Here is a 13,439-nt window from a genome sequence, read left to right on the forward strand (position 1 = left end):
GTTCCCAGGAACGCCTAGGCCGCCGGGGCCTGCTCCGGCTGCCCGGCCTTCTCGGAACGGATCTCGTGGCCGACGCTGGTCAGGCAGCGGCCGGTGGCCAGGTTCCACTTCCAGCCGTGCAGCTGGCAGGTGAGCTGGTCGCCCTCGACGATGCCGAAGCGGGTCAGGTCGGCCTTCAGGTGCGGGCAGCGCCGCTGGAACGACCAGCCGCCCACGGTGATGTCCTCGGCGTCCGGGCGCTGCGACTCGTACCAGCCCTCGGCGTACTGCAGGCGCTCCTCGGACAGGCACTTGAAGAACGAGTACACGAACTCGTTGTACTGCCCGATCCGGGCCGCCGAGAAGCGGCAGGACAGGAACAGCGAGTTCACCCAGTCGCCCTCGTCGATGTGGAGCAGGTGCTCGATCAGCCGCCGCTCGGTCCGGAACCGGTAGCGCACCTTCTCGTCCGCGGCGATCCGGACCTCCTTGTTCGGGAAGTCCACCAGGATCGACTCGACCAGCTCACCGGCCGGGTCGGTCAGGTCGAACCGCACCGGGCCGCCGACGCCCTGCGCCATCCGGACCGACTCCTCCAGCAGCGGCTCGATGCGCGCCTTCATCCCGGCCAGCACGTCGATCTCCGGGTGCGACCAGGACGCCTTCTCCCGCTCGATGACCACCCGCTGCCGCTCCTGGTACGCCTTGAGGTGCTCCTCCTTGCGCGCGAAGAACTCGTCGACGTCGGCCACCGGGTGGGTGGTCTCGCACGAGTCGGCGGTCAGCGTCGACACCGAGCCCGGCAGCAGCACCACGCCGTTGGTCCCGCCGACCTTCGCGTACTCGCGAATAAAGTCCGACTGGTCCGGGAAGATGTTGCCCTCGTCGCCGTGGATGTCGTTGAACTGCCACAGCTCGTCGTCGAGGAAGCACGGCGGGCCGGCGATCGGGAAGACGTGCGACGCCTTCAGGTCGTCGATGTAGCGCCAGGTGCGGTCGTACTGCCGCTCGCGCTTCTGCTTGCCGAACGCGGTCTTGGCGGCCTGGGGCAGCTCGTAGACCATCGGGTACCAGATCGCGCCGGAGAACTGCAGCATGTGCGCGTGCACGTGGCCCAGCTCGGTGAAACGGATCAGGTCGGTGGGGCGGGCGTCGTTCTGGTTGAGCACGCGTACCCCGTCGTGCTCGACCCACAGCGACGAGTCGCCGATCGGGCCGTCGGTCGGCGAGATCAGCGCCTGGATCATGACCTTCAGACCGCCGTCGAGCTCGTGCACCTCGTCCGACACCGTCTTGAAGAACTTCGTGAAGCCCAGCGCCCGCAGCTCGTCCTCCAGCTGCGAGGTCGGGTACTCCGGCAGCAGCACGGTCGCCTTCTTCGACACGAAGCGCTTCAGGTGCGCCGCGTCGAAGTGGTCCCGGTGCAGGTGCGAGACGTACAGGTAGTCGACGTCGCCGAGGTGCTCCCAGTCGAGCTGCGAGTTGTCCGGGAACGGGAACCACGAGGCGAAGTACGCCGGGTTCACCCACGGATCGCACAGGATCGAACCCGCCGCCGTGTCGATCCGCATGCTGGCGTGCCCCGTACCGGTGATCCGCACTTCCCGTTTCCCTTCTCGCCGAGTGAGCCGACCTGATAGACGCTACCTGAGCGCTCCGGCGGGCCTGCCCACCGCCACCTCGACCGTGGGATGCCGGACTCCCCCCGAGCACTGGATCACGACATGCCAGACTGTATTGCCGCCACCGCGACGCACTCCGTCGGCGGAGGCCTGGAGTCGAGAGAGAAGGACCTGATCGTGGCCGCAGAAGAGCCGGTAACCTCGCCCGACCAGCACGCCCCCACCCCGGTGAAGGCCGCCCGGATCGCCGGGACCGTGGTCATCGTCGCGCTGCTGCTGATGCTGTTCGGCAACCACGAGGGCAACGTCGAGTCGATCTGGCTGATCAGCATCGCCGGCATCCTCGCCGCAATCATGATCATCGACATCGTGCTGCGCCGCAACGGCCTGCGCGACTGAGGTGTCATGCGGAGCCCGCTCCGACGGGCTCTCCTGAACACATACGACGGCCCCGGTCGCAGCCCGTGCGGGCTGGCCGGGGCCGTCATGCTTTCGCCGGTCAGCGGCGGGCGACGATGTCGCGCACCTCGCGCAGCGCCTGCTCGACCTCGGCCTCGTAGTAGCCGCCGGGGACCAGACCGAGCCGGCCCGGGTCGAGCTCACCCTCGTTGACCGTGCCGCCGGTGCGGCCGGACAGCGAGCCCAGGACGGTCTCGAAGAGCCGGTCGACCTGCTGCGGGTCGTAGCCGCTGCCGAACCGGCGCAGCTGGAACGTGCGCCGCAGCTGGTCCACCCGGGCCAGCTCGCCCGTGTAGGCCGGGCCCGCGGGCGCCGCCGGGGGCGGGGGCGGCGGGGGCGCGAAACCGCCGCCGCCACCGTACGTGGACGGGTTCGCCGAGGCGGGCGGCACCGCGCCGAACGTGTTCGTGGCGTCGTTGTCGTAGCCGCGCTGGGGAGCACCGCCGCCGTACACCGGCTGCTGTGCGGTCACCGAACCGAAACCGCTGCTGGGCCCGTACGGGTCGACGCGGGGCGGCTCGTTGCGCGGCGGCTCCGGCATCCGCGGCGGCTGCGGCCGCTCCATCCGGATCTCGCTGGTCATGTCGGCCCGGCCGTGTCCGCCGCCGAAGCCGTCGAAGCTGCCCTGCGGGCCGGGCGGAACCACCGGGACCTGGCCACCGGTGTTCGGGCCCATCCCGGGCTGGCCCGCGTACGAGGGCTGCTCGTCGAAGCGCGGCTGCTCGTAGCGCGGCAGGGCGCCGGTCGGCGCGTTGGCCGCCGGGGTGCGCGTCGGCAGCGGCGGGGGCGGCGGACCCATCCGGTCCGGCACAGGCGCGGGGGCGGGAGTCGGAGCGCCCAGGCCGGCGCGCAGCTCAGCGCCGCGACCCGGCGCGGCCGGCCGCTCCTCCAGCTCGGCGAGCTGGCGCTCGACCCGGTCGAGGTGCAGGTCGACCTGCCACTCGTCGTAGCCGCCGAAGCGCACCCGGAACACGACGTCGCGGACCTCCTGCGACCTCACCTCGGGGCCGACGGGGGCGCCGTTGAGCGTCGCCTCCACCCGGTCGAGGAACGTGTCCACCTCGTCGACCTTGTAACCGCGACGGACCGCCCGGCGGCGGAACCGCTGACCATGCGAGCTCACGCCGGAACCTCAATCCTGTTTATGCCGCTCATGTCTTCTCCTCGCTGCGCTCGCACGCAGCCATGAGTCGAAGGTTTCATGATTCGCTCGCAGCGCTCGCTCATCCCTCAACCTCGCTCGCAGCCAACTGTCCACATGCGCCGTCAATCTCGCGTCCCCGGGTGTCACGCACCGTAGTGGCCACTCCGGCCGCGCGCAACCTCCGGACGAACTCCCGCTCGACCGGCTTGGGACTCGCGTCCCACTTGCTGCCGGGCGTGGGGTTGAGCGGGATGAGATTGACGTGCGCCAGCCGCCCCGCAAGCAGGCGACCCAGCAGGTCGGCCCGCCACGGCTGGTCGTTCACGTCCCTGATCATGGCGTACTCGATGCTGACCCGGCGGCCCGTGCGAGCGGCGTACGCCCACGCGGCGTCGAGCACTTCGGCGACCTTCCACCGCTGGTTCACCGGCACGAGTTCGTCGCGAAGGTCATCATCGGGCGCGTGCAGCGAGAGCGCAAGAGTCACGGAGAGGTCTTCCTCCGCGAGCTTGCGCATGGCCGGGACCAGACCCACCGTGGAGACCGTCACGTGCCGTTGGGACAGGCCCAGGCCCTCGGGAGCCGGGCTGGTCAGACGGCGCACCGCGGCGATGACCCGGCTGTAGTTGGCCAGCGGCTCGCCCATGCCCATGAAGACCACGTTGCTCAGCCGGCGCGGCTCGCCGCCCATCACGCCCGACTGCGCGACCCCGGCCAGGTAGACCACCTGGTCGACGATCTCGGCGGTGGACAGGTTGCGGGTCAGCCCCGCCTGGCCGGTGGCGCAGAACGGGCACGCCATGCCGCAGCCGGCCTGGCTGGAGATGCAGACCGTGACCCGGTCGCCGTAGCCCATCAGCACGCTCTCGACCATGGAGCCGTCGTGCAGCCGCCACAGCGCCTTGCGGGTGGCGCCGTCGTCACAGGCCAGCTCGCGGACCGGGGTCAGCAGCTTGGGCAGCAGCTGCTCGGACAGGCGCTCGCGGGCCGCCGCCGGGATGTCGGTCATCCCGGCCGGGTCGCGCTCCAGCCGCCCGAAGTAGTGCGTCGACAGTTGCGTGGCGCGGAAGGCCTGCTCACCGAGGTCGGACACGGCGCTGCGCCGACCGGCGAGATCCAGGTCGGCCAGGTGGCGCGGGGGCATGGAGGCGCGGCGCGCAGTGGCACCGTCACCATCGGTAACGGAAATCAGCGGAAGGCTCGTCATGACTGGTCCAGTGTCCCACGTTCACACGAGGGCGACAGCCCTCGATGGTGCCAACAGTGCTGCTCGGGGTGGCCCGACGCCTGCCTGCGCCACCCGCTGTGTCTCACCTCACGCCACGGGGGCGAGCACGGACAGCAACAGGTACGCGGTCGGCACGGCGAAGACGATCGAGTCCAGCCGGTCCATGATGCCGCCGTGACCGGGCAGGATGTTGCTCATGTCCTTGATGCCGAGGTCGCGCTTGAGCAGCGACTCGGCCAGGTCGCCGAGCACCGCCGCGACGGACACCACCATGCCGAACAGCACGCCCTTCCAGGGCGCGACGTCCAGCAGGGCCCACAGGATCGCCGCGCTGCCCGCACCGGTGGCGACGATCGAGCCGGCGAAGCCCTCCCAGGACTTCTTCGGGCTGATCGTCGGGGCCATGGGATGCTTGCCGAACAGCACACCCGCCACGAAACCGCCGGTGTCGGAGAGCACGACCGCGGCCAGCGTCGCCACGATCCGCCACTTGCCGTCCTCGGGGGTGGTGAGCGGGGCGGCGAAGCTGAGCAGGAACGGGACGTACACCATGATCAGCGCGGCGGCGCCGATGTCGCGCTGGTAGCCCGCCGGGCCGTCGCCCATCCGCCACACCATGGTGGCCAGCACGGTGATCAGCAGGCCGATGCTGAGCGCGTCGACGCCGGAGAACCAGGCCAGGCACATCATCGCCACCCCGCCGCCGAGCAGCGGGATCAGCGGCGGCCGGGCTCCGGAGGTGCGCAGCGCCCGGGTCATCTCCCAGACGCCCAGGCCGGCCGCGGCCACCAGAATCACCAGGAACAGCGGCTTGAAGAAGAACAGCGGCGTGAGGATGACCAACAGCAGACCGACGGCGACCAGGATGGAGACGGGCACGTTGCGCCCGGCCCGCCCGTAGTCCTTGGCGGCCGGGGCCGGCTCGTCGGCGGGGCCGTCGGAGGGGTCGTCATACGCGTCGGGCGCGGCATCGTAGGGCTGCCGCGCCCGGGAAGCGCCGGACCGGCGAGGGTCCGTCTCGTGTGGTTCGCTCATCAGACTTCGAGCAGCTCGACTTCCTTGTGCTTGATGAGCTCGTCGATGTGCGCCACGTACTTGGCGGTCAGGTCGTCGAGCTCCTTCTCCGCCCGGCGCCCGTCGTCCTCGCCCGCCTCGCCGTCCTTGACGATGCGGTCGAGCTCCTCCTTGGCCTTGCGGCGCACGTTGCGGATGGCGACCTTGGCGTCCTCGCCCTTGCCGCGGGCAACCTTGGTCATGTCGCGGCGGCGCTCCTCGGTCATCGGCGGCACGACGATGCGCAGCTGGGTGCCCTCATTGCCCGGGTTGACGCCCAGGTCCGAGTCGCGGATCGCGCGCTCCATCGCGCCCAGCTGGGACGCGTCGTACGGCTTGATGATCACCATGCGCGGCTCGGGCACGCCGATCGAAGCCATCTGCGGCAGCGGGGTGGGCGTGCCGTAGTAGTCGATCAAGATCTTGGAGAACATCGCCGCGTTGGCACGGCCCGTGCGGATCGCCGCGAACTCCTCCTTCGCGTGGTCGACCGCCCGGTCCATCTTCTCCTCGGCCTCGAGGAGGGTGTCGTCGATCACGGGCTTCTCCGTCTCTGATCGTGTGCCGCGTCCGACCGTTGGCGGCGCGGCGGCCTGTGGGCCGTCCCGCGGCGCACCTGGTCGCCGGGCACTGACTCCGTGCTGTGCTCTGTCTTCGATCATCCGCCTGACGGCGGCGTCATGCTCGCATCACGTCCGACCCCGCGTGGACGTGTCCGCTGCGCGTACCGTCTCCACGCCCGGAACCGGTCCGCCACGCGGCCATAGGGTACCGCCCGTCACGTCCGTCCCTGCGCGAGGCGTCCCACCCCACCTGTCCGACCCCCGCCCCCGCCGCCCCACCCGCCGCACCTCTTAAGGAGTCGCGGCCTCCGGGTGGCCTCCAAGCCGCAAGTCCTTAAGAGTTGCGGCAGGAGGTCGGCCGCGGGACGGCAGGCCGGGGCGGGTGGGGTGGGTGGGTCAGGAGGCGGTGATCAGGGTGCCGATCTTGTCGCCGCTGACGGCGCGGACGATGGTGTCGTCGCCCTCGGCGCCGAAGACCAGCATCGGCAGGCCGTTGTCGGCGCAGAGGCTGAACGCGGCGGCGTCGGCCACCCGGATGTTCTGCCGCAGCACCTCGCTGAACGTGATCTGGTCGATCCGCACCGCGTCGGGGTTGGTGCGCGGGTCGGCGGTGTACACCGCGTCCACGCCGTTCTTGCTCATCAGCACCACGTCGGCATGGATCTCCAGCGCCCGCTGGGCCGAGACGGTGTCGGTGGTGAAGTACGGCATGCCCGCGCCGCCACCGAAGATCACCACGCGGCCCTTCTCCAGGTGCCGGATGGCGCGCAGCGGGATGTACTGCTCCGCGACCTGGGCCATCGTGATCGCGGTCTGCACTCGCGTCTCGATGCCTTCCTTCTCCAGGAAGTCCTGCAGCGCCAGGCAGTTCATCACCGTGCCGAGCATGCCCATGTAGTCGGCGCGGGCGCGGTCCATGCCGCGCTTCTGCAGTTCCGCGCCGCGGAAGAAGTTTCCTCCGCCGACGACCACGGCGACCTGCACGCCGCGGCGCACCACGGTGGCGATCTGGCGGGCGACCCCGGCCACGACGTCCGGATCGACGCCTACCTCACCACCGCCGAAGACCTCGCCGGAGAGCTTCAGCACGACCCGATTGAACTGGTGTCCGGACATCAGCGACCTTTCGTCTCACCGTCGGCGACCCCGCAGACGGTATGGAAAAGGGAGGCCGTTGGCTGCCACCAGCGACCTCCCTCCTTCAGTACGTTCCGCTCGGGGCGGCTCAGGCCTGGCCGACCTCGAACCGCGCGAAGCGGGTGACCTCGATGCCGGCCTCGGCCAGCACCTGCTTCACCGTCTTCTTCTGGTCGGTGACCGACGGCTGCTCGATCAGGACGAAGTCCTTGAAGAACGAGTTCACCCGGCCCTCGATGATCTTCGGCAGGGCGGCCTCGGGCTTGCCCTCCTCGCGAGCGGTCTGCTCGGCGATGCGGCGCTCGGACTCGACGACGTCGGCCGGCACCTCCTCGCGGGTGACGAACTTCGGCCGCATGGCCGCGATCTGCATCGCGACCGAGCGGGCGTCGTCCGCGCCGGCCTCGTCGGACTTGCCGCTGTACTGGACCGCGACGCCCACCTGCGGCGGCAGGTCGGCGCTCTTGCGGTGCATGTACACCGCGACCGCGCCCTCGAGCACCGCGAAGCGGCCGATGACCAGCTTCTCGCCGATCTTCGCCGACTGGTCCTGCATCAGGTCGGCGACGGTGCCGTCACCGATCTTCGACGCCAGCAGCGCGTCCACGTCGGCCGGCTTGGTCTCGGCGACGTGCGCGACCAGCTGGTCGGCGAGCGCGATGAACGCGTCGTTCTTGGCGACGAAGTCCGTCTCGCAGTTCAGCTCGAGGATCGCGTTGCCCTTGTGGGCGACCAGACCGTTGGCGGTGGAGCGGCCGGCGCGCTTGCCGACATCCTTGGCGCCCTTGACGCGCAGGATCTCCACGGCCTTGTCGAAGTCGCCCTCGGCCTCCTCGAGCGCCTTCTTGCAGTCCATCATGCCGGAGCCGGTCAGCTCACGGAGCCGCTTGACGTCTGCAGCGGAAATAGTGGACATCAGTTCCCTCTTTGGTAGAAGACTTCGCAAGTCGTACCACACGGTGCGGGTCCGGGACCCGCACCGTGTGACAGCGGGTCACTCAGCGGCGGGCGCGGCAGCAGCCTCGGTGGCCGGCTTGTCGCCGGTCAGCAGCTCCTGCTCCCACTCGGCCAGCGGCTCGTCGGCCGCGACGGTGCCGGGCTCCGGCTTCACGTCGCCGCCACGCGCGGCCTTGCCCGAGCGGGCGATCAGACCGTCGGCGACCGCGGTCGCGATGACCTTGGTCAGCAGCTCGGCCGAGCGGATCGCGTCGTCGTTGCCCGGGATCGGGAAGTCGACCTCGTCCGGGTCGCAGTTCGTGTCCAGGATCGCGATCACCGGGATGCCCAGCTTGCGGGCCTCGTCGACGGCGATGTGCTCCTTCTTGGTGTCCACGATCCAGACCGCGGCCGGGAGCTTCTGCATGTCCCGCAGACCACCGAGGGTCTTGGTGAGCTTGGTCTTCTCACGCGACAGCTGCAGGGTCTCCTTCTTGGTGTACCCCGCGGCGGTGCCGGTCAGGTCGATCGACTCCAGCTCCTTCATCCGCTGCAGCCGCTTGTACACCGTCTGGAAGTTGGTGAGCATGCCGCCCAGCCAGCGGTGGTTGACGTAGGGCATGCCCACGCGCGCGGCCTGCTCGGCCACGGCCTCCTGGGCCTGCTTCTTCGTGCCGACGAACAGCACGGTGCCGCCCTCGGCCACGGTGTTGCGGACGAAGCTGTACGCCTTCTCGATGTAGTCGAGGGTCTGGCGCAGGTCGATGATGTAGATGCCGTTGCGCTCGGTGAAGATGAAGCGCTTCATCTTCGGGTTCCAGCGGCGGGTCTGGTGCCCGAAGTGAACGCCGCTCTCCAGCAGCTGGCGCATGCTGACAACAGCCATGTGCAGGCCAATCTTCTCGGCACGGGCCAGGGCCCGTGCGCTCCCTGGTTGAACCGGCGGCCGGTGGCCGCCGCCTGGCGCCCGATCGTCGGCCATGGTGGAACCCCGCGAAACGGGGACCAGGGAGGCCGCCGCCCAGCCTGTCCTACAGGCGGGAGGGCGCGCGAAGTCGACCACGTGAAGTGGTCGCGATAACCCAGTGTACGCGGTGCCCCGGGTCACTCTCGCCCGGGACACCGTGAACGCCGGACGAACCCCTAGGAGGCGGTCGCCGCGGCCAGCATCAGCGCCGCGCCCACGAGCAGGTAGGCCAGCGGCGTGCGCAGCCAGACCCGCGGGCCCTGGAACTGCACCGCGGTGGCCGCGCCCGTGGTCAGCGCATACAGGCCGAGCGCCAGGAACGGGAACGCGGTCATCGCCAGCAGCGGTGCCAGCGCGAGCCCGGCCTCGGTCTTGAACATGCCCGCCAGCAGCGGGCGCACCATCAGCAGCTCGCCGAGCCCGGCCAGCGCCCAGAAGGCCACCAGCAGGGCCGGCCGCTTGCTGCGGTAGATCCCGTCGGAATCGGCCACCGAGCGGCGCACCGCCGCCGCGTCGACGGTCGAGGTCGGCTGCTGGATCGGGTCCGGGTTGCCCATCGGCTGGCCGCCGAGCGGGGGCGGCGGCGGGACCGGGCCGCGCTCGCGGGGGCTGCGCGGGGCGAAGTCGATGTCCGGCATCGGCTCGGCCGGGCGCTGGCCGCGCGGCGCGAAGTCCGGGTCCGGCGGGGGCAGCGGCGCGCCCGAGCGGGACCCGCGCGGGGCGAAGTCGGGGTCGGCGGGCGGCATCGCCTGGCCGGACCGCTGGCCACGCGGCGCGAAGTCCGCGTCGCCCTGGTAGCGGTCGCCGCCACGGTCCCAGTCGCGGTCGTCCCGACCGCCGCCCGGGCCGCTGCTCAGCTCGGCGAGCGAGGCGTAGCGGCTGTCGCCGGAGCGGGGGGCCGGCACCCGGGACTCGCCGTCGAAGTCGTATGCGTACTGGTCCGGTGCGCGCCGGTCGTCCCGGCCGCCCCGCTGCTCCCGGAAGGGGCTGGGCCACTCGGCGAAATCGTCATGTCCGTCCACGGCCGCCCACCGTAGAGCAGATTTCAGCTTCACGCCAACGAGCGGCCGCCTTAACAGATCAACAACATGATCAGGCGGATGTCCACAAGCGACTCCCCGTCCACAGCCGGCCCCGTTGCGGCCGTGGCGATCCGGCGGATCCACGTGTTCGCTCGGCGCTCATGACGAAGGTGACACAGGCCCTCGGCGCCTGGGGCGAGCGCCTGGCCACGGCCCATCTGCTGGCGGCGGGCATGGTGCTGCTCGACCGCAACTGGCGCGGCGCGGCCGGCGAGATCGACATCGTGGCGCGCGACGGCGACGCGGTGGTGTTCTGCGAGGTGAAGACCCGCCGCGGTGCGACGTACGGCACACCCGCCGAGGCGGTCGCCCGCGCCAAGGTCCGCCGGCTGCGGCAACTGGCCGCGCAGTGGCTGGCCGTCAGCGGCGTACGCCCCAGCGAGGTGCGCTTCGACGTGGTCAGCGTGTACGCCCCGCGCGACGCCGACCCCGTCGTCGACCACATCCGCGGCGCGTTCTGACATGGGCGAGCTGATCGGAGGTTCTCGGACCGGCGGGCTCAGGACACATCGAGAACCGCAGCGAAGCGGAGGTGCTCGATGAGCTACGCGATGGTGCTGTGTGCCGCGCTGGAGGGGGTCACCGGGCACATCGTCCGGGTCGAGGCCGATCTGGCCGCGGGACTGCCGGTGGTGGTGCTGAGCGGGCTGCCCGATTCCGCGCTCAACGAGGCCCGCGAGCGGGTGCGCGCGGCGATCGTGAACTCCGGGGAGCCCTGGCCCCAGCGGCGCATCGCCGTCAACCTCGACCCGGCCGACCTGCGCAAACGGGGCTCGGCTTTCGACCTGCCGATCGCCCTGTCGATCCTCGGGGGCACCGGCACGCTGCCGCTGGCCGGGCTCGACGGCGTGCTGGTGCTCGGCGAGCTGGGCCTGGACGGCTCGGTGCGCCCGGTGCGCGGGGTGCTGCCGATGGCGGCCGCCGCCGCACGCCAGGGCATCGCGAAGGCGATCGTGCCGGTCGGCAACGCGGCCGAAGCGGCGCTCGTGCCCGGAATGCGGGTGCTGGCCGCGGACAACCTGGGCCGGGTGATCGGCTTCCTGCGCGGCCGGTGCGCCCTGATCGACCCGCCGGCCGCGCTGCCCCAGCCGGGCGGGCCGCAGCCCGACCTGGCCGACGTCGCCGGGCAGGAGATGGGCCGGCTCGGCCTGGAGGTGGCCGCCGCGGGCGGCCACCACCTGGCGCTGTTCGGGCCGCCGGGCGCGGGCAAGACCATGCTGGCGCAGCGACTGCCCTCGCTGCTGCCGCGGCTGGACGACGCGGCCTCCCTGGAGGTCACCGCGCTGCACTCGATCGCCGGGGTGCTCTCGCCCGGCGAGCCGCTGCTGCGCCGCCCGCCCTACCAGGCACCCCACCACACCGCGTCGGTTCCGGCGCTGGTCGGCGGCGGCAGCGGGCTGGCCCGGCCCGGCGCGCTGTCGCTGGCGCACCGGGGCGTGCTGTTCCTCGACGAGGCTCCCGAGTTCACCCGGCAGGCGCTGGACACGCTGCGCCAGCCGCTGGAGGACGGAACGGTCACGCTGGGCCGCTCGCGCGGGGTGGTGGTGTACCCGGCGCAGGTGCAGGTGGTGCTGGCGGCCAACCCGTGCCCGTGCGCGCGGCCCACCGGCGATGCCGCGTGCGCCTGCACGCCCCAGGTGCGGCGGCGTTACCTGGGGCGCATCTCCGGGCCGCTGCTGGACCGCATCGACATCCAGCTGGAACTGCCGCCGCTGAAGGCGGCCCACCTGTTCACCGACGCGACGGCCAGGGAGTCCTCGCCGGTGGTGGCGCAGCGCGTGGCCGCGGCTCGGGAGACGGCCGCCGCGCGCTGGGCCGGGCTGGACGCGCGGTGCAACGGCGAGGTGCCGGGCACCGTGCTGCGGCAGCGCCGCTGGCGGCTGCCCGACGACGTGACCCAGGAGCTGCGCCGGCGGCTGGACACCGGCGCGATGTCCGCCCGGGGCCACGACAAGGTGCTCCGCCTGGCCTGGACGCTCAGCGACCTGACCGGGCTGGACCGGCCCGGCAAAGCCGAGATCAACACCGCTCTGACCCTGCGTGACGGAGGCAAACCGTGAACATCGTCGACATCCCCGCCGACTCCGCCGACGAGCAGGCGGTCCGCGACGCCCGGCTGGTGCTCGGCAGCCTGGTTGAGCCGGGCAGCCGCCGCCTGTACGAGCTGGTCACCGCGTACGGCCCGGTGGAGGCGCTGGACCGGCTCGCCGCGGGACACGAGAGCGGCCCGCTGGCCGAGGCGGCGGAGCTGCGCCTGAACGGCCGACCGCACGCGGAGCTCGCCGCACGGCTGCGGGAACGCGCCGAGCGGCTGGGCGTGCGGGTGCTCACGCCGGAGTCCGGCGAGTGGCCCGCCCGGCTGGCCGATCTGCGGCACATCAGCGTCGACGGCCCCAACACCATCGACCGGGACACCTACCCGCCGCACTGCCTGTGGCTGCGCGGGCCGCACCGGCTCGACGACGCGGTCGAGCGGTCCGTGGCCATGGTCGGTGCGCGGGCCAACACGGTGTACGGCACGCACGCGGCGACGGAACTGGGCTACGGGCTGGCCGACCGGGGCTGGACGGTCGTGTCCGGCGGCGCGTACGGCATCGACGCGGTGGCGCACCGGGCCGCGCTGGCCGCGGGCGGGCTCACCGTGGCGGTGCTGGCCTGCGGCGTGGACCGGCCGTACCCGCAGAGCAACAGCAACCTGTTCGACCAGATCGCCGAGGAGGGCCTGCTGATCAGCGAGTGGCCGCCCGGGACGGCCCCGTTCAAGGTGCGCTTCCTGGTGCGCAACCGGGTCATCGCCGCGCTGTCGCGGGGCACCGTGCTGGTCGAGGCGGCCGCCCGCAGCGGCGCCCGGCAGACCCTGCGCCGGGCCCGGCAGCTGCGCCGCGCCGCGATGGCGGTGCCGGGGCCGGTCACCTCGGAGCTGTCGGTCGGCTGCCACGAGGAGCTGCGCCGCGAACCGCACGAGCCGGTGCGGCTGGTCTCCACGGTGGAGCAGGTGCTGGAGGAGGTGGGCGGCATCGGCGAGCTGGCCCCGGTGCCCCGGGGCGCGGCGCGGCCGCAGGACCTGCTCGATCCGATGGAGAAGCAGCTGGTGGACGCGGTGCCCCGGCGCGGCGGGGCGTACGCCGAGCAGATCGCCGCCGACGCCGGGGTGTCCCTGCGCGGCGCGCTGGCGATCCTGCCGTCCCTGGTGCTGCGAGGCCATCTGCGCGAGCACGGCGGCGGTTACGCCCGACCCCTGCCGGACCGGCGGAAGGCCTAGACTCCGG

The 13,439-nt window shown here is 71.9% G+C and carries 13 protein-coding genes; 4 read left to right on the top strand and 9 right to left on the bottom strand.

The features are described from left to right. Positions 1 to 14: 14 nt before the first annotated feature. Entirely contained in the window at positions 15 to 1,574 is a 1,560-nt protein-coding gene (locus ACFQO7_RS16265) for a Rieske 2Fe-2S domain-containing protein (protein ID WP_376807168.1), read from the bottom strand. A gap of 129 nt (positions 1,575 to 1,703) precedes the next feature. On the opposite strand from ACFQO7_RS16265, the gene ACFQO7_RS16270 reads away from it, so the two are divergent. After that, positions 1,704 to 2,000 carry a DUF2631 domain-containing protein gene (locus tag ACFQO7_RS16270; RefSeq protein ID WP_376807105.1) on the top strand — a complete coding sequence of 99 codons (297 nt, stop codon included), beginning with the start codon at positions 1,704 to 1,706 and terminating at the stop codon, positions 1,998 to 2,000. 100 nt (positions 2,001 to 2,100) lie between these two features. Here the strand turns inward: ACFQO7_RS16270 and ACFQO7_RS16275 are convergent, their stop codons facing one another. The 8 genes from ACFQO7_RS16275 to ACFQO7_RS16310 all read right to left on the bottom strand — a co-directional run bounded on the left by ACFQO7_RS16275 (position 2,101) and on the right by ACFQO7_RS16310 (position 10,110). Beyond that, positions 2,101 to 3,183: a DivIVA domain-containing protein gene (locus ACFQO7_RS16275; RefSeq protein ID WP_376807106.1), complete on the bottom strand. Its 1,083-nt coding sequence runs from the start codon at positions 3,181 to 3,183 to the stop codon at positions 2,101 to 2,103. 100 nt (positions 3,184 to 3,283) lie between these two features. After that, positions 3,284 to 4,411, bottom strand: a complete 1,128-nt coding sequence (rlmN, locus tag ACFQO7_RS16280) for a dual-specificity RNA methyltransferase RlmN (RefSeq protein ID WP_376807107.1) — start codon at positions 4,409 to 4,411, stop codon at positions 3,284 to 3,286. Between the two features lie 108 nt (positions 4,412 to 4,519). Next, a complete protein-coding gene (locus ACFQO7_RS16285) occupies positions 4,520 to 5,467 on the bottom strand; it encodes a phosphatidate cytidylyltransferase (protein WP_376807108.1) in 948 nt (315 codons plus the stop codon). Then, a complete protein-coding gene (frr, locus tag ACFQO7_RS16290; RefSeq protein ID WP_360520349.1) occupies positions 5,467 to 6,024 on the bottom strand; it encodes a ribosome recycling factor in 558 nt (185 codons plus the stop codon). Before frr ends, ACFQO7_RS16285 begins: the two co-directional genes overlap by 1 nt. Positions 6,025 to 6,444: 420 nt before the next feature. Beyond that, positions 6,445 to 7,164, bottom strand: coding sequence for a UMP kinase (pyrH, locus tag ACFQO7_RS16295; protein ID WP_120318522.1), 720 nt, complete (start codon positions 7,162 to 7,164; stop codon positions 6,445 to 6,447). A 109-nt stretch (positions 7,165 to 7,273) separates the two neighbouring features. After that, positions 7,274 to 8,101 (bottom strand): translation elongation factor Ts, encoded by an 828-nt coding sequence (gene tsf / locus ACFQO7_RS16300; protein WP_376807109.1) that lies wholly within the window; start codon positions 8,099 to 8,101, stop codon positions 7,274 to 7,276. 78 nt (positions 8,102 to 8,179) lie between these two features. Next, positions 8,180 to 9,007, bottom strand: coding sequence for a 30S ribosomal protein S2 (rpsB, locus tag ACFQO7_RS16305; RefSeq protein ID WP_376807110.1), 828 nt, complete (start codon positions 9,005 to 9,007; stop codon positions 8,180 to 8,182). A 257-nt stretch (positions 9,008 to 9,264) separates the two neighbouring features. Continuing rightward, positions 9,265 to 10,110, bottom strand: a complete 846-nt coding sequence (locus ACFQO7_RS16310) for a hypothetical protein (protein ID WP_376807111.1) — start codon at positions 10,108 to 10,110, stop codon at positions 9,265 to 9,267. A 161-nt stretch (positions 10,111 to 10,271) separates the two neighbouring features. Here ACFQO7_RS16310 and ACFQO7_RS16315 point away from each other — a divergent pair, with 161 nt between their 5' ends. The 3 genes from ACFQO7_RS16315 to dprA all read left to right on the top strand — a co-directional run bounded on the left by ACFQO7_RS16315 (position 10,272) and on the right by dprA (position 13,432). Continuing rightward, positions 10,272 to 10,631: a YraN family protein gene (locus ACFQO7_RS16315; protein WP_376807112.1), complete on the top strand. Its 360-nt coding sequence runs from the start codon at positions 10,272 to 10,274 to the stop codon at positions 10,629 to 10,631. Between the two features lie 78 nt (positions 10,632 to 10,709). Further along, positions 10,710 to 12,230 carry a YifB family Mg chelatase-like AAA ATPase gene (locus ACFQO7_RS16320; RefSeq protein ID WP_376807113.1) on the top strand — a complete coding sequence of 507 codons (1,521 nt, stop codon included), beginning with the start codon at positions 10,710 to 10,712 and terminating at the stop codon, positions 12,228 to 12,230. Then, positions 12,227 to 13,432, top strand: coding sequence for a DNA-processing protein DprA (gene dprA / locus ACFQO7_RS16325; protein WP_376807114.1), 1,206 nt, complete (start codon positions 12,227 to 12,229; stop codon positions 13,430 to 13,432). Before ACFQO7_RS16320 ends, dprA begins: the two co-directional genes overlap by 4 nt. Positions 13,433 to 13,439: the final 7 nt, after the last annotated feature.

Source organism: Catellatospora aurea, assembly GCF_042663325.1.
In the GTDB taxonomy this organism is placed as follows: domain Bacteria; phylum Actinomycetota; class Actinomycetes; order Mycobacteriales; family Micromonosporaceae; genus Catellatospora; species Catellatospora aurea.